Origin of the sequence: Roseicella aerolata, assembly GCF_020523605.1 — a bacterium.
Lineage (GTDB): Bacteria > Pseudomonadota > Alphaproteobacteria > Acetobacterales > Acetobacteraceae > Paracraurococcus > Paracraurococcus aerolatus.
Genome location: NZ_JAJAQI010000035.1, coordinates 25,477 through 47,870, shown reverse-complemented (window position 1 = coordinate 47,870; position 22,394 = coordinate 25,477). Strand labels below are relative to the sequence as shown.

Here is a 22,394-nt window from a genome sequence, read left to right as displayed (position 1 = left end):
ATGCGGCCGCTGGCAAGAACCCGGCTCTCATCCGATGCGCCAACCCAGGCCGCGCACCGCGAACTCCATCGCGCGAGACCGGCATTCGGAAGCGCCCTGGCCGGGCGATGCGCCTGTGGCAAGATGCCGCGGGAGAACGGGTCCGCGGACAGCGTGTTGATCCCCACACGGCAGGCGCCGCCGCCCCCACCGCCCCAGGAAGCCCCTGATGACCGAGACCGACGAATCGATCCGTGACATCCTGCTGACCACCCGACGCATCGCCGTGGTCGGTGCCTCCGACCGGCCGGACCGGCCAAGCTTCGGTGTCGCCCGCTTCCTCGTCGACCGCGGCTATGCCATCACGCCGGTCAATCCTGGCATCGCCGGCCGCACCCTGCACGGCGCCTCCGTCGTCGCGCGGCTCGAGGAGGCCGGGCCGCTCGACATGGTGGATGTCTTCCGCCGCAGCCAGGATGCCGGCGCGGTGGTGGATGAGGCGATCCGCCTCGGCGCCCGGACCGTCTGGCTGCAGCTTGGCGTCATCGATGATGCCGCCGGCGCACGGGCCCGCGCCGCCGGGATCCGCTTCGTCCAGGACCGGTGCCCGGTGATCGAATGGCGCCGGCTGGGCCTGCCGGGAAAGATTGCCTGACGTTCATCTTTGCTGCCCGGATGGCTTGAAAGCCCCAGCCATCCGGGCCACCTGCCCGGCGCAGAGCCCGGGAGCGGACTCGCGATTCGCGCACCGCCGGCAGGGCCCACGGGAGACAAAGGACCCATGAACGACGAAGAGCGCCGGATCATCACCCAGTATGTGGAGCGCGTCGCCGGCGCCGCCCCTGCCCAGGCCCCCGCCAGCCCCTGGGGCGGCATGGGAGGCAGCGTCCCCGCCACCCAGGCGCGGCCGAACCTGCCGCCGGTGGACCGGGAGGCCGATGCGCTGATCGCCGATCTCTTCGCCCGCCATCCGGAGGCGCGCTACCGCATCACCCAGACGGCCTTCGTGCAGGAGGCCGCGCTGGTCGAGGCGCAGAACCGCATCCGGCAGCTGGAGTGGGAGGTGGAGAACGCCCGGACGCAGGCCGAGGCGGCGCAGCAATCCAAGGGTGGCCTGTTCGGCGGCATGTTCGGTGGCGGCGCCCGGCCGCAGCCCCGCATGGCCCCGCCCCCGCAGCCTGTCTACCCGCCGGGCTACAATCCGGGAATGCTGCAGCAGCAGCGTGGCGGCTCCGGCTTCCTGGGCACGGCGGTGATGACCGCGGCCGGCGTTGCCGGCGGCATGGTGCTGGGCAACATGCTGATGAACGCCTTTTCGGGCGGCGGCGCGGCCCAGGCCGCGGGCTTCTCGGAGGGCGGCGGCTTCGGGCAGGAGGCGGTGCCGACCTCCTCAGCCTGGACCGATCCGGGCGCGGCCGCGGCCGATCAGGGCTGGGGCGGCGGCGGGCAGGATGCCTATGCCCCGCAGGACGACGCCTCGGGCGGCTACGACACCGGCAATGCCGGCTATGACGATGCCGAGGGCGGCTACGACGAGGAGCTGTGAGCCTCGCCCGTCCATGATGGGTGCTCATTGAAACGGCGCATGGCATGACCGATTCTCATGCCATGCGCATTCCCGATCTCGATCTCGACCTGCTCCGCTGCTTCGTCACCGTCGCGGAGCGCGGCGGCTTCACCGCCGCGGGCCAGGCGCTCGGCCTGACGCAATCCGCCGTCAGCCTGAAGGTGAAGCGGCTGGAGGATCTGGTACAGCGCCGGGTCTTCGAGCGCACCAGCCGCGCCATCGCCCTGACCCGGGATGGCGAGACCCTGCTCGCCTATGCCCGCCGCATCCTGGCCCTGAACGACGAGGCGGTGCGCCGCCTGGTGGCGCCGCCGGTCGCCGGGCGCTTCCGGCTCGGCGTCGCCGACCATTTCGTGCCGCGCAACCTCGCCCCCCTGCTCGCCCGCTTCGCCCGCACCTGGCCGGAGGTGCGGCTGGAGGTGGAGGTTGGCCGCAGCCACGAATTGCGCGCGGCGCAGGAGAAGGGCGCGCTCGACCTCGTCCTCGGCAAGCGGCGCGATGGCGAAACGGAGGGCCGGCCGATCTGGACCGAGGCGGTGGTCTGGGTCGCCGCCCCCGACTGGCAGGCGCCGGAGGGGCGGCCCCTGCCGCTCGCCATGCTGCCGCCGGGTTGCATGCTCCGCGACCGGGCGCTGGCGGCGCTGGCGCGCGCCGGGATGGCCTTCGAGGTGGTCTATACCTCCGCCAGCCTGCTCGGCGTCGCCGCGGCAGCGCAGGCCGGCTTCGCGCTGACGGTGATGGGCCGGCACGGCCTGCCGCCCGGCCTCGTGGAGGTACCCGGCCTGCCCCCGCTCGGCACCGTGGAGATGTGCCTGTTCGGCGACACGGCCGGGCAGAACCCGCTGGCCGAACCGCTGGTGCGCTTCCTGCGGGAGAGCCTCTCGGGCCCCGACATGGCAACGGCGGCCTGAGCCCTGGACATGCCGCCGCCGGCCTGCCCGCCCGCAGATTGACCCCGGCCGCCCCCCGGCGCAGGTTTGCTGCTCCATGGTCCCTGGAGCCCCGCCCGGCATGCCGCCAGAGCCGTCCCCCGGCCGCGACGCCCGCATCTGCGCGCTGATCGGCACCGGCCATTTCCTCTCGCATTTCTACATGCTCTGCCTGCCGCCGCTCTTCCTGGTCTGGCGGCAGGAATTCGACGTCTCCTACGCGACCCTCGGCCTCTCCGTCGCGCTGATGAGCGCGACCACCGCCCTGCTGCAGACGCCGGTGGGGTTCTGGGTGGATCGCTGGGGCGCGCGGCCCTTCCTGGTCGGCGGCACGCTGCTCATGGCGCTCTCGATCGCCGCCATGGCCTTCGCGCCGGGTTTCTGGGCGATCGTGCTGCTCGCCGTGCTGTCTGGCATCGGCAACAGCGTCATCCATCCGGCCGACTACGCCATCATGGCGGGTTCCATCAGCAAGGGCTTCATGGGCCGCGCCTTCGCCCTGCACACCTTCACCGGCAATCTCGGCTTCGCCCTCGCCCCGCCCGCCATCGCCCTGATGCTGACGGTGATGGACTGGCGCATGGCGCTGCTCACGGTCGGCCTGCTCGGCATTCCCGTGGTCGCGGCCATCCTGCTGCAGAGCCGGGTGCTGCACGACCAGGCCAGGCCGAAGGCGAAGGAGGACGGCCCCGGCGGGCGGGAATTGCTGCTGAGCCGGCCCATGCTGCTCTTCTTCGCCTTCTTCCTGCTCAGCGCCATGGCCGGCTCCGGTGTGCAGTCCTGGCTGGTGACGGTGCTCGGCAAGCTCTGGGGCACGCCGGTGCTGGTCGCCTCGGCCGCGCTCACCGGCTACATGATGGGCGCGACGGGCGGCACGCTGGTCGGCGGCTGGATCGCCGACAAGAGCCAGCGCAACCTGCTCGGCATGGTCACCGCGCTGACTCTGGCCGCCATGGCGCTGCTGCTGGTCCCCGGCCTGGTGCCGCTGCCGGAGGCGGTGCTGCCGGTGGTCGCGGTGCTGGCGGGCCTCGCGCTCGGCACTTCCCGCACACCGCGCGATGTCATGCTGAAGGATGCCTGCCCGCCGGGGCAGATCGGCAAGGTCTTCGGCTTCGTCTCCGCCGGCCTGCCGCTCGGCGGCGCCATCACCCCGGTGCCGCTCGGCCTGCTGATCGATTTCGGCTATCCGGGCCTCGTGCTGCCGGTGATCGCGGGCTTCCTCGGCCTGTCGCTGCTCTGCGCGGGGGGCGCGCAGGGCTCGGCGCGGACGCTGCGCGCCCCGCGCACGATGCCGGCCGAATAGGGCATCCGGCGGGGGTGGCAGGGTGACATGACGGCCTTTGACGCCCTGCTGCGCTGGCTGGACATCGCCGGCATCGCGGTCTTTGCCGCCTCGGGGGCGCTCGTCGCCTCGCGCAAGCGGATGGACGCCGTGGGCTTCGTCCTGGTTGCCGCCGTCACCGGCTTCGGCGGCGGCACGCTGCGGGACCTGCTGCTCGGCCGCATTCCGCCCTTCTGGCTGCGCGACCCCGTCTGGCTGGCGGTCGCCGGCAGCGTCGCCCTGCTGATCTTCTTCACCGCCCACCGGGTGGAGAGCCGGTTCCGCGCCCTGCTCTGGGCCGATGCGGTCGGCCTTGCCCTGTTTGCCGTGCTGGGCGCCGAGATCGCACTGCTGTCAGGCGCCACCCCCTGGGCGGCGGTGCTGCTCGGCGTCGTCACCGCCACCTTCGGCGGCGTGGTGCGCGACGTGCTCTGCGCCGAGGTCCCGCTGCTGCTGCGCAAGGAGATCTATGCCCTCGCCGCGCTGGCGGGCGCCGCGGTCTTCGTCGGGTTGCGCATGCAGGGGGTGTGGCGCGACCCGGCGCTGCTGGCGGGCATGGCCGTCGCCTTTTCCATCCGCGCCGTGGCGATCGCCCGCGGCTGGTCGCTGCCCGCCTACAAGCCGCGGCCGGGGCGGGACTACCCCGACCGCGACTGACGCGGCGGCCTGATGCGTCGCCGATGGCGCGGCGGCAGGCCGACCAAGGGCGCATCCGAAGGCGCGCCACCATGGGGCGCGTCACCACGGGGCTTGAGCAGCGGTCGCCAAGCCTGCACCCTGGCACGGCAGGGGCCGCGCAGACGGCCCATCCATGCAGGAGACGTTCATGCATCGCCGGAGCCTCTTCGGGCTCGCCGCCGCCGGCTTCGCCGCACCGGCGCTCGCCCAATCCCCCTACCCCAACCGCCCCATCCGCATGGTGGTCCCCCTGCCGCCGGGCGGCGCGACGGATATCTGGGCCCGCCTGGTCGCGGAGCCGATGGCCGTCACCCTCGGCCAGCCCGTGGTCATCGAGAACCGCGCCGGCGCCGGCGGCATGATCGGGACGGAGGCGGTGAAGAACGCCGCGCCGGATGGCTACACCATCCTCTTCCACATCGCCTCCTTCATCCAGACGCCGGTGGTGTTCCGCCGCTGGCCCTACACGCCGGACGACTTCGCCCCGATCGGGAAATTCGGCACCACGCCCCTGCCCTTCTGCGTCCGCGCCGACATCCCGGTGACGACGCTGAAGGAGTTCGTCGCCTGGGCGAAGGGAAAACAGCTTCCCTACGGTACCTATTCCCCCGGCTCTTCCGGCCACGCCTTTGCCCAGGCACTCTCGGACCTGGAGGGGCTGGAGATGACCGCGGTGCATTACCGCGGAGAGGCACCGATGCTGCAGGACGTGCTCGGCGGCCGCATCCCCTGCGCCTTCCATTCCATGACCGGCTCCGGCGAGGCGATCCGCTCCGGCCGCATCCGGCCACTGGCGACGCTCGGCCGCAACGGCATTCCCAGCATGCCGCAGGTGCCGACCTTCGTCTCCCTCGGCTATCCCGACTATTTCGGCCAGGGCGGCTTCATCGGCCTCTTTGCCCCCGCCCGCACGCCGGAGCCGGCGCAGGCCGCGCTGGTCGATGCCTTCCGCCAGGCGATGCAGCGGCCTGATGTGCTGCGCCGCCTCGCCGAGATGGACACCATTCCGCAGTATCTGGGCCCCGCCGAGTTCCGCGCCGATATCGAGCAGTACCAGCGCTTCTGGCAGGGGCTGGTGGACCGTCTGGGCCTGACGGTCGAGGGCTGAGCGCGCGCCCTGCGGGGCGGCGGTCGCGTCCCAGGCCGGCGGACCGCACTCCTTCCCGAACGCCCATCCGCCGCGGCGTGTTGCCTCCGGGGCAAAGCGACGCGTCGCCGCGTTCCGCCCTCCAGCGGCGCGGCGTTCAAGGCTGAACGCCGCGCCGCTGCAGTTCTTTGTCTTTCGAGCAGAGTCACGCTCCCGGGCGTTCACGCCCGTCCGCGATCTGCTCTAGCCTCTCCGGCGAAGCGCCGCCCGGGAGTGGCGCAGCACGGGAGAGAGACCAATGCGCCGTCGCCCCTTCCTCGGCCTCGCGGCCGGGGTGCTTGCCGCGCCCATGCTCGCGCGTGCCCAGGGCAGCTACCCCGACCGCCCGGTCCGCTTCATCGTCCCCTTCCCGCCCGGCGGCGGCACGGACACCTGGGCGCGCATCGCCGCCGAGGGCATGCAGCCTGAATTCGGCCAGCCCATCGTCATCGAGAACCGCGGTGGCGCCGGCGGGCTGGTCGGGACGGAGGCTGCGGCAAAGGTGGCGCCTGATGGCTATACGCTGCTCTTCACCATCACCACGCATGTGCAGACGCCGGTGGTGATGCGGCGCTTCCCCTATGATCCGGTGAATGACTTCGCGCCGATCGGGCGGCTCGGCACCACCTCCATCAGCTTCTGCATCGGGCCGAAGGTGCCGGCCGAGATCCGCAACTGGCCGGACTTCGCCGCCTGGGCCAAAGGGCGCGACCTCTCGCTCGGCTCCTACGCGCCGGGCTCCACCGGCCATGCCTTCGCCCTGCTGGTCGCCGAGGAAGCCGGCCTCCGGATGGAACATGTCTCCTATCGCGGCGAGACGCCGATGCTGCAGGACATGCTGGCCGGCCAGATCCATGGCGGGTTCCACTCGATGGCGGCCGCCGGGGAGATGATCAAGGCCGGGCGCCTCCGGGCCCTGATGACGGCCGGCGACCGGCGCGTCCCGGCCCTCGGCGAGACGCCGCTGATGAAGGAGCTCGGCTTCTCGGACCGATTCAGTTTCAGCGGCTTCAGCGGGCTGCTGGCGCCGGCGCGCACGCCGCAGCCCATCCTGGACAAGCTCGCGGAGGTGTTCCGCATCGCCGCGGAGAAGCCGGAGACGCATCGCCGCCTGCTGGCGGTGGACACGGTGCCGAGCTACCAGGACCCGGCGACCTTCAAGGCGCAGATCGCGCGCAACCTGCGCGAATGGACCGAGATCGCCGAGCGGCTGAAGCTGACGATCGAGGGCTGATCAGACCAACGGCCCGGATGCGTGACCGCGTCCGGGCAAGAGCGCCGGAGTGGCAGCCTCAGCGCGGACTGGCGCCCGCGTTGCAGGGATCAGTGATCGAGGCCATTGGTTTCAGACCGGCGGCGGCCTGCGCAGTTCCGGCTCGACCAGCCGGGTGAAGGCTACCTCCCCCGCCGCGGCGACCCGCGCCTCGCCGATCGCCGCGCGCGGGTCCTCGGCATTGCGCCAGGTCTTGTATTCGTCCTCCGCGGGGATCCCGAGGCTCTCGGCCAGCAGGTGGATCCAGTTCCGCACGCGGAGGCCATGGCGCTCCAGCGCCACGCTCTCCCGGTGGCAGGAATGGAAGATGGTGCAGAGCGTGTCGGCGCCGGCCTCCGCCATGGCCGCCAGCGTCGCCCGCTGCGCATCGGCCAGTGCGCCGGGCACGGCGGCGATGGCGCTGCACATATGGCCGGGCGCGCGGTAGGCGTGCTCCACGATCGTGACGCCCGGGATCAACCGCAGCAGGCCCGGCACCATGTCATTCACCGCGACGCGGCCGTTGAAGCCGTGATGCGCATGCAGCAGCACGCGCGCCTCGACGCGCCGCGTCAGCAGCGGCGCCAGCCTTTCGCGCCGTGCCCAGAGGGCCTCCGTCACGTGCACCGTCGCGAAATTCGTCGGCGTGACCGGCGCCATGCTGTCCTGCATGTTCATGTGGCAGGAGGGGCACCAGGTGACCACGGTGTCCCGGCCGCTGGCATTGAAGGCTGCGACGGTCCGTTGCGCCATGCCGCCGGCGATTCGCGCATTCGCCTCCTTCGGGCTGCCGCAGCAATGCCCCGGCCCGCCGGCGGGGGCGGCAGCGATGCCGACTGCCTCGAGGATACGGGTGGTAGCGCGGATCAGCTCGCCATGCCGCGTCATGTTGCAGCCATACCAGAAGACGGCCGCCTCCGTCCGCAGGTCCGGATCGGTCGGCGCCGGCGTGCCTAGAGCCATTCCCGCTGCTCCTGCTCGGCCAGGGTCAGTCGCGCGAAGGCCTTCACCTTCGGCGAGAACTGCGTGTCCTCCCGCACCGGGAAGCGCGGCGGCTCGCCGAGCGCGCCCTTGGCCCGCCACTGCGCCAGCCGCAGCATGAAGGCGGCATCGAGGCGCTCGGGGCAGGCTTCCGTGCACCGGCCGCTGCGGGTGCAGGCGGCGATCCAGGCCAGCGCTTCCGGCGTGCCCGGTCCCTCACGCAGCACGTCGCGCATGCCGAAGGCGACCGCCTCGGGGCCGGCCGCCGTGACCCCCGCGGCATAGGGTGTCATCGGGCAGGCGCGGACGCAGGCGCCGCAGGCCGTGCAGAGCGCGGCGAGGCGGGCGGATTCCGCGCGGATATGGTCGGCGAGGGTCATGCCGGCCCCGGCAGAACGGCGATAGCCTCAATCTCGATGCAGACATCGGTGGTGGTGAACTGCGCCCCGCCGACGCAGGTGCTCGCGGGCGGGGTCGCCAGCCCTTCGAAGGCGGCGCGGCGGACCTCGTTGAAGCCATCGTAATGCCGCATGTCGGAGAGCCAGGTGGTGATCTTCAGCAGGTGCTCGAGGCCGGCGCCCTCCCCGGCCAGGGCCCGTTCCAGCCGCGCCAGGCATTCCCGCGCCTGCTCCTGAACCGGCTTGCCGACGGCCTCGCTGCCGCGGGCGGTAACGCCGGAGCAGAAGATCAGCTTCGCGCCGCCGCCGAGCGGCACGATACGGGTGGGCGGGAACAGGGGGCGCTGGCTCATCGGATGGGTCTCCTCCGCCCGCCAGCCTCCCCCGCGCCATGCCCGGCGCGCAAGTCCCGCGGCACGAGGCGGCGGCGGGCGACACCGCCCTGCCCTATGGCGTCTGGCCCAGCCTGCCTGCCGCAGGGCGGCGATGCCGGTGCCGCGGCAGCCCGGGCCCGCATCGCGGCACTGCCGGCGGATGGGCCGGGATGGGGGCGTCCGGCCGGCGGCGCCCTACGGGATGGCCACAGCCGGTCCTACCAGCCATTCACCCGGTCCCAGACGGCGATCACCTCCGTCCCACCATCCACCACATGATAGCGGTCATGCGCTGCGGCGGTCAGGCAGGTGTGGTTGGGCACCACCCGCAGCCGGGCGCCGATCGGCAGGCGGTCGAAGGGCAGCGGCGCGTCGCTGTGGACCTCACCATGCTCCTGATAGGCGCGGGCGACCATCGGCTCCCCGGGCAGGGGGCTGCCGTCCGGCCCGACCACCCGGCCGAAGCCCCAGTCGCGCGGCGCGGCCTGGGTGCTGCGGTCCTTGGAGAGGGCGAGCGCCCCGGCATCCAGCAGCAGCGTGTTCCGCTCCGGCCGCCGTCCGATGACGGAGGCGAGGACCATGACCGCGATGTCCTCGGCCGGGTGGGTGTGGAGCTGGGCCTGGAACAGGTCACCGAACATATAGACCCCGGCGCGCACCTCGGTAACGCCGTCCATGCGCGCGGCATGCATGGCGGTGGGGGAGGAGCCGAGGGAGACGATGGGCACGGCATGGCCGGCGGCGCGCAGCCGCTCGGCCGCGGTGACGATGCCGAGGCGCTCCGCCTCGGCGATCGCCGCCATGTCCTCGATGGTCCGGCCGCCATAGCTGTGCCCGGAATGGCTGATGACGCCGGCGAGGCGCTTGCCGAGCGCCGCCGCAATCTCGGGGAGCACCGGGCTGTCCAGCGCGACGCCGCCGCGCGCCTCCCCAACATCCACCTCCGCCAATGCATCGACCCTGCCGGGATGTGCGGCGATGGCGCGCGCCGCCTCGACATCGTCGGTGATGACCTTCACCGCGGCACCGGCGGCGTTCAGCGCCGCGACGGCATCCAGCTTCTGCGGCGTGATGCCGACCGCATAGATCTGGTCGCGCCAGCCGCCCTCGGCGAAGTAGCGCGCCTCGGCGAGTGTGCTGACGGTGATCGGGCCGAAACCGGGCGCGGCCAGCCTCGCCACCTCCCGGCTCTTCGCCGTTTTCAGGTGCGGCCGCAGCCGGAGGCCCGGGTGCCGCGCGACGGCGGCCTCCATCAGCGCCAGATTGCGCTTCAGCACGGCAAGGTCGAGGACGAGGCAAGGCGTGGTCAGGTCGTCGAGAGTCATGCGTCGGGGCTCCAGCGCACCTCGGGGTCCAACGGCAGGACCGGGCGCGGCAGCTTCGTCCAGGCGAAGCGCGAAAGGATGGGGGAGGTCAGGCCGGGCGCGTCCACCTCGACGATCCGGTCAGCCGTGAAGAATTCGTCGAAGCCGCCGCGGAAATGCCCGCGGGACTTCACGACGACGCTGCGCGCCTGGCCGATATCGAGGCCGAGATGCTCGAGGAAGGCCGGGTCGGCACATTGCGTGCGGATGGAGATGACGACGACGGTGATGCCGCCGAGCCGCAACGCCGCGGTCTTCCCCAGCGTCATCGCGGTCCCGGCGAAGATGCCGCGCCGCCCCGTCACCCGCCCGTCGGAGAGAGCGACCACCTCCGCCTCCGCGGCGAAGGGATGGCTAAAGGGGTCGTCCGCCGTCAGCATCCCCTGCGGGCGGTTGAAGCGCGCGGTGAAGCGGGCGCCGACGCCCTTCTCATGCGCCTCCTCGGCCAGCAGCGGGTCGTGGATGACGCCCATGAGGCAGCCCTCGACACCGGCGGCGTGGAAGGCCTCCAGGATATGCATGGTGTTGCCCCTGCCGCCGCCGCCGGGATTGTCGGCGACATCGGCGAAGGCGAGCGGCACCGGGCTCTCCTTGGCGCGCCGCACCGCCTCCCGCAGTGGCGTCAGTTCCGCGACGAACCGGTCCCGCCGCGCCCAGGCGGCCCGCGCCAGCCGCTCCGCCATGCTGTCGGCCGAGCCCTGGTCGGCGGCCGTCACCACCACCGCCAGGCCGTTGAAGGGCGTGTCGCCATAGGCGAAGCCGCCCATGACCGAGACATTCCAGATGGCGGGGTCGAGCGCTGCCAGCTCCTGGCCGAGATCGATCACCTCGGCATAGGGGCCGGCCGCGGTCAGCATGGAGACGGTGGGCGCCACGATCGGCAGGCGGCGCAGTGCGCGGAAGGACCGCTCCCCGGCCAGCAGCCGGCGCAGCAATTGCGCGCTCTCGGCGCCGCGCTCGCGCATGTCGAGATGCGGGTTGGTGCGGTAGCCGACGAAGGCGTCGCAGTCCCGCACCATGGCGTCCGAGACATTGGCGTGCAGGTCGTAGCTGCAGACCAGGGGCACATCACCCAGCACCTTCCGCACCAGCCCTTGCAGCGCGCCCTCGGGATCGTCGAGTTCGGTAGTCAGCCCGGCGCCGTGCAGGACGCAGTAGACGCCCTCCACCTCACCGCGCAGCGCCTCCAGGCCCGCGCGCCACCTCGCCATCATGGCCTCGAAGGCCGCCTGCTCCACCGGGCCGTTCGGCTCCGCCATGGCGAGCAGGATCGGCCGCGGCTGCCAGGGTCCGGCGGCGTCCATATCGGCGACGAAGCCCGGCATCTCGCCCAGCGCCTTCGGCGCCGGGCCGCGGGCATCGGTGACGATGTCCTCGCCCTCCAGCCAGCAGCGCGTCTCGAAATCCCGCATGGTCGCCGGCGGGGCGAAGCGGTTGCATTCGATCGAGAATCCGAGCAGCGCGACGCGCGGGCCCGAACCGGTCATGGCGTTCCTCCGCCCATATCCTGATGCAGCCAAACCATGCGATCGATGAACCACAGCTTGGCCAGATAGGCGACCGCCAGGCCGAGCAGGGTCGGCCAGATCTCCAGCATGGCCACCCCATAGAGCAGGAGCAGCATCCCCGCCGCGCCGGCTGCGGAAAGCAGCGGCGGCAGGCGCCGGTGATGCGCCGGCACCGGCACGCGGTCGCGCGCGACCCAGAGCCGCTCCCCCAGCACGCCGCGGGTGATCCAGGCATCCCAGCGGGCGGGCGGCGGGAAGAGGCGCGGATTCACCCAGGTGAATCCGATCAGCAGCAGGAGCGGCAGCAGCGCCCACCAGCCGATCCAGGCGCGGCTCCAGCCCACCAGCGCCAGCAGCGGCAGGATGGCCATGCGCGTCCAGCCGCTCCAGGGATTGGCATGGCGTGCCCAGCCGGCCTCATCGAGCCGGAAGGCGGCGGCGAGGTGCCGTTCCCAGGCCATCGCCTAGAGTGTGAGGCCCAGCAGCTCCGCGATGCGCGGCGTCGCCTTCAGCCCGCTGCCGGTCAGCACCACCACCGTCGTCTCGGCGGCATTGATCGTGCCGGCCTGCAGCAGCTTGGCGAAGGCCGCCGCCGCCTGGGCGCAGGTCGGCTCGACATAGATGCCGGTGCGGGCGAGGTCGAGGCAGGCCCGGCCGATCTCCGCCTCGGACAGCATCACCGCCCCGCCCTGGCTCTGTTGCAGCACGCCGAGGCATTCCCGCATGCGGATCGGCCGGGCGATCGCCGTCCCCTCCGCGATGGTCGGCTGCGGCTCGGCGGGGTCGAGGCCGAGGAATTCCCGCGCGATCGGCGCGCAATGCGCCGGCTGGGCAGCGAAGATGCGCGGCAGTCGATCGATCTGCCCGGCGCGCAGCAGCTCGGCAAAGCCAATGCCGCAGCCGAGCACGTTGGAGCCCGCGCCGCAGGGCACGATGACATTGTCCGGCGCCCGGAAGCTCAGGTCTTCCCACAGCTCATAGGCGAGCGTCTTGGTCCCCTCCAGGAAGAAGGGATGCCAGTTGTGGCTGGCGTAGAAGATATTCGCCGCCTCCCGCAGCGCCGCATCGGCGCAGTCCTGCCGCGTGCCCGGCACCAGCTCGATCTCGGCCCCGCTCGCCCGGCTCTGCACCGTCTTGGCCGGGCTGGTGCTGGCGGGCACCATGATCTTGGCGCGGATCCCGCCCGCCGCGGCATAGGCCGCGATCGCCGCGCCGCCATTGCCGCTGCTGTCCTCCAGCACCGCATCGATGCCCTGCGCCCGCAGCAGGGAGAGCATGACGGAGGCCCCGCGGTCCTTGAAGCTGCCGGTCGGCATGAACCATTCGCATTTCAGCAGCGCAGTCGCGCCACCGAAGCTCCGCGGCACCAGCGGCGTGCAGCCCTCCCCCATGCTGATCGGGCTGCCCTTGAGCGGCGGCAGGGCGGCGCGGTAGCGCCACAGGCTGCGCTCGCCGCGGTCGATATCGCCGGGCGCGATGCCCGGCAGGTCGGTCAGCAGCAGCGGCAGGTGTTCTCCCCCCGGCGCGTCGCCGCACCAGCGGGGGACATCGAGCGGCCAGGTGCGGCCGCTGCGGGGATCGAGATAGGCGAGGGTCTCCATGCCGCGGAGACTTGCCCTTTTCCCGCGCCGGGACAAGCTTTGCGGCCATGGAACACGCCGACGCCGTCGCCCGCCTGGCTGCCGACCTCATCGCGCTCGACAGCCGCTCCTTTCGCTCCAACCTGGCCGTCGCCGAAAGGATCGAGGCCGAGCTGGCGGGTTTCGAGGTCGAGCGGCTGGACTACACGGATGCGGCGGGCGTCCCGAAGCGCGCGCTGGTCGCGCATCGCGGGCCGAAGGGCGGCTATGCCCTCTCCGGCCATATGGATACCGTTCCGGACACGGGGTGGCAGGACGACCCCTGGTCGCCGCGGATCGACGAGTCGGGCCTGCTGCACGGGCTCGGCAGCGTGGACATGAAGGGCGCGGTCGCCGCCTGCATCCTGGCGGCGAGGTCGGTGCCGGCGGATGTGGCGGCGACCCTGCTGATCACCACCGATGAGGAGACGACCAAGGAGGGCGCCCGCGCGGTGGCGGCCAGCGCCCTCGCCCGCTCGCTCGGCCTCCGGGGCATCGTGGTGGCGGAGCCGACCGGGCTGGTGCCCGTGCGCGGCCACCGCTCCTCCGCCAATATCACCGCCGTTGCCTCCGGCGTGCAGGCGCATTCCTCGACCGGCCAGGGGACGAACGCGAACTGGGCGCTGATCCCCTTCCTGACGGAGATGCGGGAGATCCAGCAGCGGCTGCGGCAGGACCCGGCCCTGCAGGACCCGGCCTACGACCCGCCCTTCTGCGACTTCAACCTGGTCATCGACAACCACGGCACGGCGGTGAACGTCACCCCCGCCCGCGCCACGGCGCGGATCAAGTTCCGCGCCAGCCGCGGCCTGGACCGGGCGCCTATCCTGGAGGCGGTGCGCAAGGCGGGCGAGCGCGCCGGCATCGCCGTGAGCATCCAGGCGGAGGGGCCGCCGCCCGAGCTGCCGGTGGACCATCCGCTGATCCGCCTCACCACGGAGGTCACCGGCCAGGCGCCGCGCACCGCGCCCTACGGCACGGATGCCTCGGAACTGCAGACCCTCGCCCCCTGCGTCATCCTTGGCCCCGGCAGCATCGAGACGGCGCATACCCCGCGGGAATGCGTGGCCGTGCGGGACCTGGCCGCCGCCGTGCCGCTGTTTGCCCGGATCCTGGCCGCGGAATCACGCTGACGGCCGGCGCCCCGCAACAGGCCGTTACGCAAATGGGCAGGCAGGCCACCGGGGGCAGGCCCATATTGGCTGCGGGATAGCGCCCGGCCCGCGCCGGGCAGGAAGACAGGACCATGACCACCACACGCGCCGCCCTCGCCCTGCTGATTCCCCTCTCGCTCGGCGCCTGCGCCGTCGCGCCGCCGACGGGGCCAAGCGTCCTCGCCCTTCCCGCCAAGGGGAAGGACCTGGCGACCTTTCAGGCGGAGGACGCGAATTGCCGCAACTACGCGGCGGCGCAGACCGGCAACACCCCGGCGAATGCGGCGAACCAGGCGGCGGTCGGCAGCGCCGCCATCGGCACCGGCCTCGGCGCCGCGACCGGGGCGCTGATCGGCTCGGCCGGCGCCGCCATGGGGACGGGGGCGGCGATCGGCGCCGGCGCCGGGCTGCTCGCCGGCTCGGCGATCGGCGCGGGCAATGCCCAGGCCTCGGCCGGGTCCCTGCAGCAGCGCTACGACAACGCCTATACCCAGTGCATCGCCAGCACCGGCAACAGCGTGCAGGCGCCGCCCCTGCCCATGGTCACCGCCTATCCGGCGCCAGCCTACCCCTACCCCACCCCTTACGCCTATCCCTACCCGCCGCCCTATGCCTATCCCTATCACGGGCCGGGCTGGTACTGGGGTCCCAGCGTCTCCTTCGGCGTCTATCGCGGCTGGGGCGGCTGGCACCGGCGATGGTGAGCGCCGGCTATTCGAGCCTGAGGTCGAGCTCCTTCACCTTCCGCGCCCAATAGGCGCTCTCCTGCGCCACTGCGGCGGCGAAGGCGGCGCGCGGGCGCTCCGGCGCCGGCTCCAGCCCGTCATGCGCCAGCCGGTCCAGGTAGCGCGGCGCGGCCGCCGCCTTGCGGGCCGCCGCCTCCATCGCCTCCATCTGCGCGGCCGGCACGCCGGCCGGGGCGAAGACCCCGTGCCAGCCGGTGATGACCGTGCCGGGCAGCCCCGCCTCGGTCAGGGTCGGCACCTCCGGGATGGCGGGGATGCGCGCCTCCCCGGTCACCGCGATGGCGCGCAGCTTCCCCTCCCGCACCAGGGCGAGCGCCGGCGGGGGCGAGGAGAAATTCATCGTCACCCGCCCCGCCACCACGTCCAGCAGCGCCGGCGCGGTGCCGCGATAGGGCACATGCTCCATCTGCACGCCCGCCGCTTCGGAGAACAGCACGCCCGCCAGGTGGTTGGCATTGCCGACGCCGCCCGAGGAATAGGTCAGGTCGCCCTTCGGACGGCTGCGGATATGGGTGATCAGCTCCGGCAGCGTCCGTGCCGGCACATCCGGATGCACCACCAGCACATACTGGTAGGTGGAGACCTGCGCGACCGGCTGCAGCGCCGTCGCCAGGTCCAGCCGGTCGCCCTTCTGCAGGTGCGGGTTGACCACGATATTGGTCGAAACGGCGAAGAGCAGCGTGGTGCCGTCCGGCCGGGCACGCGCGACGCTGACCGAGCCGACATGCCCGGCCGCGCCGCCGCGGTTGTCCACCACCACCGTCTGGCCCATTGCCTCCGCAAAGAGCGGCGCGAATTCCCGGCCGACGATGTCGGTGCCGCCGCCCGCGGCATAGGGAACGATCAGGGTGATGGGGCGGCCCGTCTGGGCCTCTGCAGGGCCGGCCAGGGCGGCGGCGCCGAGGCCGGCGAGGACGCCGCGGCGGGTCGGGCGGGGAAGGATGCGCATGCGGGGGGCTCCAGCCGGGATGCCCGGCCCCCTAGGGCGGGAGACCGCCTGGACGCAAGCCCGGCCCCTGGGGCGGGAGGCCGCCCGGGTGCGAGCCCGGGCGGTGCGGCATCAGAGCGACGCGCCGCCATCCACCGCCAGTTCCGCCCCGGTCATGTAGGCGCTCTCCTCGGAGAGCAGGAACAGCACCACCCGCGCCACATCCTCCGCCTGGCCGATCCGGCCGATCGGGATCTGGGAGAGCCGCACCGCCCGCTGCTCATTGGTCCAGACCTTCACCATGTCGGTCTCGATCGGCCCGGGATGCACGCTGTTCACCCGGATGCCCCTTGGCGCCAGGTCCACGGCCGCCGCCTTGGTCATGCCGCGCAGCGCCCATTTGGTCGCGCAATAGGCCAGCGCGCCGGGGGAGCCGCGCAGGCCGGCGGTGGAGGAGATGTTGACGATCGAGCCGCCGCCGGCCCGCTCCATGGCCGGCACCACCGCCTGCATGCCGAGAAAGCAGCCAAGCTGGTTGACCCGCATGTGCCGCTCGAACAGTTCGGCATCCGTCTGCATCAGCGGGCGCGGGACATAGATGCCGGCATTGTTGACCATGCCGTGCAGCCCGCCCATCGCCTCGGCGGCGGCGACGGCGCGGGCCCAGTCCTCCTCCTTCGTCACATCTTGGTGAACGAATTGAGCGGCGGAGCCCAGCTCGGCGGCCAGGGCGCGACCCTCCGCCTCCAGCAGGTCGCCCAGCACGACCTTGGCGCCTTCGGCGACCAGCAGCCGCGCCTCCGCCGCGCCCTGGCCGCGGGCCCCGCCCGAGATCAGCACCACCTTGCCCGAGAATCGCGCCATTCTTCCCTCCCACTGGTTCAGACGGCGCAGCCTAACCCTCACCCGTGCCGCCCGCGAAGGAGGAGAGCCCATGCGATCACTGTCGGCCCCGGCCGCCCTGCTGCTGCCTCTCCTGCTCGCCGCCACGCAGGCCTCGGCCCAGGGCGCGCTGCAGCAGGAAAGGCTGTCCTTTGGCCGCGTCGTGGCGGAGAGCTGGTGCGCGAACTGCCATGTGACCGGCCCCGGCGCGCGCGGCCCGGTGGGCGATGCCGCGCCGCCTTTCCAGGAGATCGCCCGCATGCCCTCCACCACGGAGATGTCGCTGCGCGTTTTCCTGCAGACCCCGCATGCCCGCATGCCGGACTACCGGCTGAGCCAGGCGGAGCTGGACGGGGTGGTAGCCTATATCCTCTCGCTCAAGGGCCGCTGAGCGGCCAAAGAAAAGGCCCGACAGGTCACGGGACGCCGCCGGGCCGAGTTCGAGGGAGGATCGTCAGTCGAAAGTCCGGCAGGACGACTCCTGCGGACGGGTGGAGAATGCACCAGCGGGAGCCGCCTTTCCTTGATCCTGCGCAATGACACGCCCGGGCATTCCCGCTTGATCCAACAGCAGCTTCCGGGCTGACCTAGCCATGCTGGCGCCGCGCGACGCAACGCCCGGCGCGGCGCCGGCCAGGGCTCATGGGCACGAACATAGGGAGACGGGAACATGGCAAGAGTCGCATTGGTGACGGGCGGGCAGCGCGGCATCGGCGCCGCGATCAGCGAGGCGCTGAAGGCCGCCGGCCGCACGGTGGTGGCGAGCTACGCCGGCAATGATGCGGCGGCGCAGGCCTTCACCGAGCGGACGGGAATCCCGTGCTACAAATTCGACGTCTCCGATTTCGCGCAATGCGAGGCGGCGGTGAAGAAGATCGAGGCCGAGGTCGGCCCGATCGAGATCCTGGTCAACAATGCCGGCATCACCCGCGATGCGACGATGAAGCGCCTGTCCCGCCAGATGTGGGACGATGTGATCGATACCAATCTCGGCTCCTGCTACAATCTCTGCAAGCTGGTCTGGGACGGCATGACGGCGCGGAAATACGGCCGCATCGTCAATATCGGCTCGATCAACGGCCAGGCCGGCCAGTACGGCCAGGTGAACTACGCCGCCGCCAAGTCCGGCATCCACGGCTTCACCAAGGCGCTGGCCCAGGAAGGCGCCAAGATCGGCATCACCGTGAACGCCATCGCCCCGGGCTATGTGGATACCGAGATGGTGCGCGCGGTGCCGCCGGATGTGCTGGAGAAGATCATCGCCAAGATCCCGCGCGGACGGCTCGGCCGGGCGGAGGACATCGCCCGCGGCGTCGTCTTCCTGACCACCGACGACGCCGATTTCATCACCGGCTCGACGCTCTCGATCAATGGCGGCCAGCACATGTACTGACGCAGCGGCACCGCGCGGGCCGCGGATCGTCGCAGGAGGCGGCGCCGGGGAACACCCGGCGCCGTTTTCTCGTTGGGGTCCCTCTACCGGAAGGAGGAAGGCCAGGTGACCAGCAGCAAGCATCCGCGCGGGCCGGAAGACCGGAAGGGCGGCCTCGGCGCCGATACCCCACGGCCGCCGGACGACCTGGAGCGCGACCCCGGCATCGGCGCCAGCAAGGGGACGCAGAGCCGCAGCAAGGGCGACCCGGAGGAGATCGCCGGCGAGAGCACGAGCGAGGGCGACGTGATGAGCGACGCCAACCCGCAGGGCGGGGTCAATCCAGGCCATCGCGGCCGCACCAACCGGTAGCCGCGCCGCGCCGGCCGCGGCATTCTCCCGCCCGCCTGCGGGAGGAGACGACAATGGGTTACGCCGTGCTGGCCTATGATGGCGAGGATGCGGAGGCGCCGGCCCGGCGCTTGGCCGCGCGCGAGCGGCATCTGCAGGTGCTGGCGGTCTGGGCGGGCGATGGCCGCCTCGCCTTCGGCACGCCGCTGCTGGCCGCCGATGGGCGGGCCGTCGGGTCCCTGATGATCCTCGAGGTGCCGGACGAGGCAGGGCTGCGCGACTATCTGGCTGCGGAGCCCTTCAACAACATGGGCGTCTGGACGCGGGTGGAGACCTTTCCCTTCCGCATCGCCCCCCTGCCCTACCGGCCGCTGCCGCAGCCGGGCGCCCCGATCGCGCCCGGCCGCACCCATACCGTCATCATCGCACGCGACGGCACCGATCCGGGCGCGCAGGACCGGCGCCTTTCGGTGCGGGAGGCGCATCTGGCGCGCGTGCGCCCCATGGCGGCCGACGGCACGCTCGCCATCGGCGGCGCCATCCTGGATGAGGCGGGGCAGCGCATGGTCGGCTCCGTCGCGGTCATCGCCCGCGACACGGATGAGGGCGCACGCGCCTGGATGGCGGAGGACCCCTATGTGACCGCCGGGGTCTGGCAGGAGACGACGCTCTACGGCACGCGCTTCGCGCCGCTGCCCTGGCGGCCGCTGCCGGGCGCCGCCTGATGCCGCGATTGGTGCAGTATGAGGAGGCCGGGCCGGAGGTCCGCGCCGTCTTCGACGCCATCAAGGCCGCCCGCGGCGTGCCGGATGTGAACAATTTCTGGAAGGCGCTGGCGGTGGATCCGCCCAGCCTCAAGCGGACCTGGGAGAGCCTCTCCCAGGTCATGGCGCCCGGCGCGCTGGATGTGCGGACCAAGGAGATGCTCTATCTCGCCGTCTCCATGGCGGCCGGCTGCGCCTATTGCACGGCCAGCCATGGCGCCGCCGCCCGCCGTGCCGGCATGGATGACGCGATGTTCGGCGAGTTGCTCGCGGTGGTCGGCATGGCGGCGGAGACCAACCGGCTGGCCGAGGCGCTGCGGGTGCCGATCGACCCTGGATTCGAGACCTGAGGCGCCGCCGCATTCCCTGACGCGCCGGGAGCGGGGGATGCGGCAGCCGCCGCCCCCCGCCGCTACCGCGCCCCGGCCATGTCCCTTGGCACGAAGAGGCGTGTCGCCGCCCAGCTCATGATCGAGACCACGATGGCGCCGAACAGCGCCGGCCAGAAGCCGGCGACCGAGAAGCCCGGCAGCACCCAGGCGGTCAGGCCGAGCATCGCCGCATTCACGACCAGCAGGAACAGCCCGAGCGTCAGCAGGGTGATCGGTAGGGAGAGCAGCACCAGCACCGGCCGCACCACCGCATTCACCAGCCCGAAGACCAGCGCCGCCAGCAGCAGGGAGAAGACTCCCCGCACCTCGATCCCCGGCACCAACTCCGTCGCCGCCCAGAGGGCGAAAGCCGTGATGAAGCTGCGCGCCCAGAAGCCCATGGTCCCGTCTCCGCGAATCCGCCTGCGGCACATATGGTGCGGCGCCCTGCAGCCCCGAATGGATCTCTCGTGACCTCAAGCCCCCTCGGCGCCACCCTCGCGGGCTGCGCCGCCCTGCTCCTCTGGGCCTTCCTCGCGCTGCTCGCGCGGCTGGCGCAGCCCCTGCCGCCCCTGCTGCTCACCGGCCTCGCCTTCCTGGTCGGCGGCGCGCTCGGCCTCGCCGTCGTCGCGGCGCGCGGGCGGCTCGGCACGCTGCGGCAGCCGGTGCTGGTCTGGCTGCATGGCGTCGGCGGGCTGGCGGGCTACCATGCGCTCTACTTCGCCGCCCTGGCCCTCGCCCCGCCGGTCGAGGCGAACCTGCTGAACTACACCTGGCCGCTGCTGATCGTGCTGCTCGCCGGACCCATCCGCGGTCTCCGGCTCGGCCCGCGCCGGCTGGCGGGGGTGGGCCTGGGTGCGGCCGGCGCCGTGCTGCTCCTGGCCGGCGGGGCGCAGGGGAGCTTCGGCGGCGGGGCCTTCGCGGGCTATGCGGCGGCGCTCGGCGCCGGGCTGACCTGGGCGCTCTACTCGGTGCTGGCAGGCACACCGCGGCTGGCCGGCGCGCCGACCGAGGCGGTGGCCGGCTTCTGCCTGGCCTCCGCCCTGGTGGCCCTGCTCGGGCATGCGCTGCTGGAACCGCCCGCCTGGCCCGGTCCGGCGCAATGGCTGGCCGTCCTCCTGCTCGGGGCCGGGCCGGTCGGCGCCGCCTTCTTCCTGTGGGATATCGGGATGAAGCGGGGCGATCCGCGGCTGCTCGGCACGCTCGCCTATGGCACGCCGGTCGCGTCCACCCTGCTGCTGGTGGCGGCCGGCGAGGGCCGGCTGGGTGGCACCGTGCTGGCCGCGGCCGCACTGGTATTGGGCGGCGGCGCGCTGGCGGCGACGGCGCGGGCGGAATCCCCTGCGGCCGGAACGCGCTGAGCACTCAGGGATTTTCAGCGCCCGCGGAGGGTGGTTGGCTCCGCATGGTGGCCGCTCTCGCCGCCGGGTCCTCGCCCCTCCGGCGCGCCTGATGACGCGGGCCGGGCGGTCCGGCCTTGTCGGGACGAGCCCATGGCAGCGCGGCCGGCGGTCAGCCCACCCCCGGCCGCCAGCCGGGCGGCGCCATCTCGAAGCCCGCGAAGTCGAAGGCCGGGCTCACCGTGCAGCCCACCAGCGTCCAGCGCCCGAGCGGCGCCGCGGCCTGCCAGCAGCCGGCCGGCACCAGGGCGAAGGGCCGTTCCCCGGCCCCCAGATCGGGACCGAGCCGCACCTCCTCCGCCTCCCGCCCGTCGGCCGAGAGGGAGAGAAGGAGCGGCCCGCCGGCATACCAGTGCCAGGCCTCGGCGGCGTCCACCCGGTGCCAGTGGCTGCGCTCACCCGCCGCGAGCAGGTAGTAGATGGCGGTCCCGGCACCGCGCCCGCCGCCCGGCGGGCTGTCCCGCCAGATCTCCCGGTAATGCCCGCCCTCCGGATGCGGGGCGAGGCCCAGGGCGGCGATCACCGCCGCCGGATCGAGCCCCGGATCGCGCAGGTCCGGCAGCCCCGGGTTCAGCGGAAGCTGTCCTTGGCGCTGCGGATCGCCGCCAGCCGCGCCACATCGCCGGCGCGGAGGAAGGGATTCGCCGCCCGCTCCTGCCCGATGGTGGTCGGCACGGTGGGCTTGCCGGCGGCGCGCTGCGCCCGCGCCTCCTCCACCCGCGCCCGCAGCGCGGCATTCCCCGGCTCCACCGTCAGGGCGAAGCGGGCATTGCTCTCGGTATACTCATGCCCGCAGCAGACCAGCGTGTCCTCCGGCAGGGCGACGAGCTTCGCCAGGCTGTCGAACATCTGCGCCGCATTTCCCTCCAGCAGCCGCCCGCAACCAAGGGAGAACAGCGTATCGCCGCAGAGCAGCACCCCGCCTTCCGCGAAATGGAAGGCGATGTGCCCGACGGTGTGGCCCGGCGTGTCGATCACCCTCGCACGGCTCTCGCCGAGCGTAACCGCCTCCCCCTCCCGCACCGCCTGGTCGAGCTTCGGCAGGCGGTGCGCATCGGCCGCCGCGCCGACGATCCGGCCGCCAAACTTCGCCTGCACCTCGCCGACCCCGGCGATGTGGTCGCCATGGTGGTGGGTGAGCAGGATCAGGTCGAGCCTGCGGCCCAGCCTTTCCACCGCGGCGATGGCCGGCCCCGCCTCCCCCGGGTCGCAGATCGCGACCGCCCCGGTCGCCTGGTCCTGCAGCAGCCAGATGTAGTTGTCGGAAAGACACGGCACGGGCGTGACCGAGAGCGGCATGTCGGGCTCCTCCTCGGGCCCCGCTGCAACG

General features: G+C 72.6%; 27 protein-coding genes. 15 read left to right on the top strand and 12 right to left on the bottom strand.

The window, feature by feature from the left end; translation table 11 throughout:
* Nucleotides 1–208 precede the first annotated feature (208 nt).
* From LHA35_RS20095 to LHA35_RS20065, 7 genes are all read left to right on the top strand, one after another.
* The gene (locus LHA35_RS20095) at nt 209–634 is read left to right on the top strand and encodes a CoA-binding protein (protein WP_226611486.1); all 426 of its coding nucleotides are present in this window, start codon (nt 209–211) and stop codon (nt 632–634) included.
* A 126-nt stretch (nt 635–760) separates the two neighbouring features.
* Nucleotides 761–1,525 carry a DUF2076 domain-containing protein gene (locus LHA35_RS20090; protein ID WP_226611484.1) on the top strand — a complete coding sequence of 255 codons (765 nt, stop codon included), beginning with the start codon at nt 761–763 and terminating at the stop codon, nt 1,523–1,525.
* 62 nt (nt 1,526–1,587) lie between these two features.
* Nucleotides 1,588–2,457, top strand: a complete 870-nt coding sequence (locus LHA35_RS20085) for a LysR family transcriptional regulator (RefSeq protein ID WP_226611482.1) — start codon at nt 1,588–1,590, stop codon at nt 2,455–2,457.
* Between the two features lie 100 nt (nt 2,458–2,557).
* Nucleotides 2,558–3,778 carry an MFS transporter gene (locus tag LHA35_RS20080; protein WP_226611480.1) on the top strand — a complete coding sequence of 407 codons (1,221 nt, stop codon included), beginning with the start codon at nt 2,558–2,560 and terminating at the stop codon, nt 3,776–3,778.
* Nucleotides 3,779–3,805: 27 nt separating this feature from the next.
* Nucleotides 3,806–4,453 carry a trimeric intracellular cation channel family protein gene (locus LHA35_RS20075; RefSeq protein ID WP_226611478.1) on the top strand — a complete coding sequence of 216 codons (648 nt, stop codon included), beginning with the start codon at nt 3,806–3,808 and terminating at the stop codon, nt 4,451–4,453.
* A 169-nt stretch (nt 4,454–4,622) separates the two neighbouring features.
* Nucleotides 4,623–5,582: a Bug family tripartite tricarboxylate transporter substrate binding protein gene (locus LHA35_RS20070; protein ID WP_226611476.1), complete on the top strand. Its 960-nt coding sequence runs from the start codon at nt 4,623–4,625 to the stop codon at nt 5,580–5,582.
* Between the two features lie 277 nt (nt 5,583–5,859).
* A complete protein-coding gene (locus LHA35_RS20065) occupies nt 5,860–6,834 on the top strand; it encodes a Bug family tripartite tricarboxylate transporter substrate binding protein (protein WP_226611474.1) in 975 nt (324 codons plus the stop codon).
* A 111-nt stretch (nt 6,835–6,945) separates the two neighbouring features.
* Here the strand turns inward: LHA35_RS20065 and LHA35_RS20060 are convergent, their stop codons facing one another.
* From LHA35_RS20060 to LHA35_RS20030, 7 genes are all read right to left on the bottom strand, one after another.
* Nucleotides 6,946–7,815, bottom strand: coding sequence for a (Fe-S)-binding protein (locus LHA35_RS20060; protein WP_226611472.1), 870 nt, complete (start codon nt 7,813–7,815; stop codon nt 6,946–6,948).
* Nucleotides 7,806–8,213 carry a 4Fe-4S dicluster domain-containing protein gene (locus tag LHA35_RS20055; RefSeq protein ID WP_226611470.1) on the bottom strand — a complete coding sequence of 136 codons (408 nt, stop codon included), beginning with the start codon at nt 8,211–8,213 and terminating at the stop codon, nt 7,806–7,808. The genes LHA35_RS20060 and LHA35_RS20055 overlap by 10 nt, the downstream gene beginning before the upstream one ends.
* Nucleotides 8,210–8,584 carry a RidA family protein gene (locus LHA35_RS20050; protein WP_226611451.1) on the bottom strand — a complete coding sequence of 125 codons (375 nt, stop codon included), beginning with the start codon at nt 8,582–8,584 and terminating at the stop codon, nt 8,210–8,212. The genes LHA35_RS20055 and LHA35_RS20050 overlap by 4 nt, the downstream gene beginning before the upstream one ends.
* 239 nt (nt 8,585–8,823) lie before the next feature.
* On the bottom strand, nt 8,824–9,930 hold the full coding sequence (locus tag LHA35_RS20045; RefSeq protein WP_226611447.1) for an alanine racemase: 1,107 nt from the start codon (nt 9,928–9,930) through the stop codon (nt 8,824–8,826).
* Nucleotides 9,927–11,456: a M81 family metallopeptidase gene (locus LHA35_RS20040; RefSeq protein ID WP_226611445.1), complete on the bottom strand. Its 1,530-nt coding sequence runs from the start codon at nt 11,454–11,456 to the stop codon at nt 9,927–9,929. The genes LHA35_RS20045 and LHA35_RS20040 overlap by 4 nt, the downstream gene beginning before the upstream one ends.
* The gene (locus LHA35_RS20035; protein ID WP_226611442.1) at nt 11,453–11,938 is read right to left on the bottom strand and encodes a DUF6653 family protein; all 486 of its coding nucleotides are present in this window, start codon (nt 11,936–11,938) and stop codon (nt 11,453–11,455) included. The genes LHA35_RS20040 and LHA35_RS20035 overlap by 4 nt, the downstream gene beginning before the upstream one ends.
* A 3-nt stretch (nt 11,939–11,941) precedes the next feature.
* Entirely contained in the window at nt 11,942–13,078 is a 1,137-nt protein-coding gene (locus tag LHA35_RS20030; protein WP_226611440.1) for a pyridoxal-phosphate dependent enzyme, read from the bottom strand.
* A 47-nt stretch (nt 13,079–13,125) separates the two neighbouring features.
* On the opposite strand from LHA35_RS20030, the gene LHA35_RS20025 reads away from it, so the two are divergent.
* Together LHA35_RS20025 and LHA35_RS20020 are read left to right on the top strand one after the other, a co-directional pair.
* The gene (locus LHA35_RS20025) at nt 13,126–14,229 is read left to right on the top strand and encodes a M20/M25/M40 family metallo-hydrolase (RefSeq protein WP_226611437.1); all 1,104 of its coding nucleotides are present in this window, start codon (nt 13,126–13,128) and stop codon (nt 14,227–14,229) included.
* 113 nt (nt 14,230–14,342) lie between these two features.
* Nucleotides 14,343–14,954: a glycine zipper family protein gene (locus LHA35_RS20020; RefSeq protein WP_226611435.1), complete on the top strand. Its 612-nt coding sequence runs from the start codon at nt 14,343–14,345 to the stop codon at nt 14,952–14,954.
* A gap of 7 nt (nt 14,955–14,961) precedes the next feature.
* Here the strand turns inward: LHA35_RS20020 and LHA35_RS20015 are convergent, their stop codons facing one another.
* Together LHA35_RS20015 and LHA35_RS20010 are read right to left on the bottom strand one after the other, a co-directional pair.
* The gene (locus LHA35_RS20015; RefSeq protein ID WP_226611432.1) at nt 14,962–15,945 is read right to left on the bottom strand and encodes a Bug family tripartite tricarboxylate transporter substrate binding protein; all 984 of its coding nucleotides are present in this window, start codon (nt 15,943–15,945) and stop codon (nt 14,962–14,964) included.
* Between the two features lie 111 nt (nt 15,946–16,056).
* A complete protein-coding gene (locus LHA35_RS20010) occupies nt 16,057–16,788 on the bottom strand; it encodes a glucose 1-dehydrogenase (protein ID WP_226611430.1) in 732 nt (243 codons plus the stop codon).
* A 70-nt stretch (nt 16,789–16,858) separates the two neighbouring features.
* Here LHA35_RS20010 and LHA35_RS20005 point away from each other — a divergent pair, with 70 nt between their 5' ends.
* The 5 genes from LHA35_RS20005 to LHA35_RS19985 all read left to right on the top strand — a co-directional run bounded on the left by LHA35_RS20005 (nt 16,859) and on the right by LHA35_RS19985 (nt 19,643).
* Entirely contained in the window at nt 16,859–17,197 is a 339-nt protein-coding gene (locus LHA35_RS20005) for a c-type cytochrome (RefSeq protein ID WP_226611428.1), read from the top strand.
* Nucleotides 17,198–17,476: 279 nt separating this feature from the next.
* On the top strand, nt 17,477–18,199 hold the full coding sequence (gene phbB, locus LHA35_RS20000; protein WP_226611426.1) for an acetoacetyl-CoA reductase: 723 nt from the start codon (nt 17,477–17,479) through the stop codon (nt 18,197–18,199).
* A 105-nt stretch (nt 18,200–18,304) separates the two neighbouring features.
* The gene (locus LHA35_RS19995) at nt 18,305–18,550 is read left to right on the top strand and encodes a hypothetical protein (RefSeq protein WP_226611425.1); all 246 of its coding nucleotides are present in this window, start codon (nt 18,305–18,307) and stop codon (nt 18,548–18,550) included.
* A 53-nt stretch (nt 18,551–18,603) separates the two neighbouring features.
* The gene (locus LHA35_RS19990) at nt 18,604–19,254 is read left to right on the top strand and encodes a YciI family protein (RefSeq protein ID WP_226611421.1); all 651 of its coding nucleotides are present in this window, start codon (nt 18,604–18,606) and stop codon (nt 19,252–19,254) included.
* On the top strand, nt 19,254–19,643 hold the full coding sequence (locus tag LHA35_RS19985) for a carboxymuconolactone decarboxylase family protein (RefSeq protein WP_226611419.1): 390 nt from the start codon (nt 19,254–19,256) through the stop codon (nt 19,641–19,643). The genes LHA35_RS19990 and LHA35_RS19985 overlap by 1 nt, the downstream gene beginning before the upstream one ends.
* A 62-nt stretch (nt 19,644–19,705) precedes the next feature.
* Here LHA35_RS19985 and LHA35_RS19980 read toward each other — a convergent pair whose 3' ends face one another.
* Entirely contained in the window at nt 19,706–20,065 is a 360-nt protein-coding gene (locus tag LHA35_RS19980) for a phage holin family protein (protein ID WP_226611416.1), read from the bottom strand.
* A gap of 69 nt (nt 20,066–20,134) precedes the next feature.
* On the opposite strand from LHA35_RS19980, the gene LHA35_RS19975 reads away from it, so the two are divergent.
* Nucleotides 20,135–21,025, top strand: a complete 891-nt coding sequence (locus LHA35_RS19975; protein ID WP_226611413.1) for a DMT family transporter — start codon at nt 20,135–20,137, stop codon at nt 21,023–21,025.
* A gap of 151 nt (nt 21,026–21,176) precedes the next feature.
* Here LHA35_RS19975 and LHA35_RS19970 read toward each other — a convergent pair whose 3' ends face one another.
* Nucleotides 21,177–21,587 (bottom strand): cupin domain-containing protein, encoded by a 411-nt coding sequence (locus LHA35_RS19970; RefSeq protein ID WP_338050926.1) that lies wholly within the window; start codon nt 21,585–21,587, stop codon nt 21,177–21,179.
* A gap of 47 nt (nt 21,588–21,634) precedes the next feature.
* Nucleotides 21,635–22,363, bottom strand: coding sequence for a hydroxyacylglutathione hydrolase (gene gloB, locus LHA35_RS19965; RefSeq protein ID WP_226611411.1), 729 nt, complete (start codon nt 22,361–22,363; stop codon nt 21,635–21,637).
* Between the last annotated feature and the right edge of the window lie 31 nt (nt 22,364–22,394).

Bases quoted from the DNA above. Each gene is read 5' to 3' on its own strand.
- LHA35_RS20050 (WP_226611451.1), bottom strand. From the start codon at position 8,584: ATGAGCCAGCGCCCCCTGTTCCCGCCCACCCGTATCGTGCCGCTCGGC.
- LHA35_RS20005 (WP_226611428.1), top strand. From the start codon at position 16,859: ATGCGATCACTGTCGGCCCCGGCCGCCCTGCTGCTGCCTCTCCTGCTC.
- LHA35_RS19990 (WP_226611421.1), top strand. From the start codon at position 18,604: ATGGGTTACGCCGTGCTGGCCTATGATGGCGAGGATGCGGAGGCGCCG.
- LHA35_RS20080 (WP_226611480.1), top strand. From the start codon at position 2,558: ATGCCGCCAGAGCCGTCCCCCGGCCGCGACGCCCGCATCTGCGCGCTG.
- LHA35_RS20040 (WP_226611445.1), bottom strand. From the start codon at position 11,456: ATGACCGGTTCGGGCCCGCGCGTCGCGCTGCTCGGATTCTCGATCGAA.
- LHA35_RS20070 (WP_226611476.1), top strand. From the start codon at position 4,623: ATGCATCGCCGGAGCCTCTTCGGGCTCGCCGCCGCCGGCTTCGCCGCA.
- LHA35_RS20055 (WP_226611470.1), bottom strand. From the start codon at position 8,213: ATGACCCTCGCCGACCATATCCGCGCGGAATCCGCCCGCCTCGCCGCG.
- LHA35_RS20065 (WP_226611474.1), top strand. From the start codon at position 5,860: ATGCGCCGTCGCCCCTTCCTCGGCCTCGCGGCCGGGGTGCTTGCCGCG.
- LHA35_RS20045 (WP_226611447.1), bottom strand. From the start codon at position 9,930: ATGACTCTCGACGACCTGACCACGCCTTGCCTCGTCCTCGACCTTGCC.
- phbB (WP_226611426.1), top strand. From the start codon at position 17,477: ATGGCAAGAGTCGCATTGGTGACGGGCGGGCAGCGCGGCATCGGCGCC.
- LHA35_RS20095 (WP_226611486.1), top strand. From the start codon at position 209: ATGACCGAGACCGACGAATCGATCCGTGACATCCTGCTGACCACCCGA.
- LHA35_RS20025 (WP_226611437.1), top strand. From the start codon at position 13,126: ATGGAACACGCCGACGCCGTCGCCCGCCTGGCTGCCGACCTCATCGCG.
- LHA35_RS20035 (WP_226611442.1), bottom strand. From the start codon at position 11,938: ATGGCCTGGGAACGGCACCTCGCCGCCGCCTTCCGGCTCGATGAGGCC.
- LHA35_RS20075 (WP_226611478.1), top strand. From the start codon at position 3,806: ATGACGGCCTTTGACGCCCTGCTGCGCTGGCTGGACATCGCCGGCATC.
- gloB (WP_226611411.1), bottom strand. From the start codon at position 22,363: ATGCCGCTCTCGGTCACGCCCGTGCCGTGTCTTTCCGACAACTACATC.
- LHA35_RS20015 (WP_226611432.1), bottom strand. From the start codon at position 15,945: ATGCGCATCCTTCCCCGCCCGACCCGCCGCGGCGTCCTCGCCGGCCTC.
- LHA35_RS19985 (WP_226611419.1), top strand. From the start codon at position 19,254: ATGCCGCGATTGGTGCAGTATGAGGAGGCCGGGCCGGAGGTCCGCGCC.
- LHA35_RS20010 (WP_226611430.1), bottom strand. From the start codon at position 16,788: ATGGCGCGATTCTCGGGCAAGGTGGTGCTGATCTCGGGCGGGGCCCGC.
- LHA35_RS20020 (WP_226611435.1), top strand. From the start codon at position 14,343: ATGACCACCACACGCGCCGCCCTCGCCCTGCTGATTCCCCTCTCGCTC.
- LHA35_RS20085 (WP_226611482.1), top strand. From the start codon at position 1,588: ATGCGCATTCCCGATCTCGATCTCGACCTGCTCCGCTGCTTCGTCACC.
- LHA35_RS20030 (WP_226611440.1), bottom strand. From the start codon at position 13,078: ATGGAGACCCTCGCCTATCTCGATCCCCGCAGCGGCCGCACCTGGCCG.
- LHA35_RS20090 (WP_226611484.1), top strand. From the start codon at position 761: ATGAACGACGAAGAGCGCCGGATCATCACCCAGTATGTGGAGCGCGTC.
- LHA35_RS20060 (WP_226611472.1), bottom strand. From the start codon at position 7,815: ATGGCTCTAGGCACGCCGGCGCCGACCGATCCGGACCTGCGGACGGAG.
- LHA35_RS19980 (WP_226611416.1), bottom strand. From the start codon at position 20,065: ATGGGCTTCTGGGCGCGCAGCTTCATCACGGCTTTCGCCCTCTGGGCG.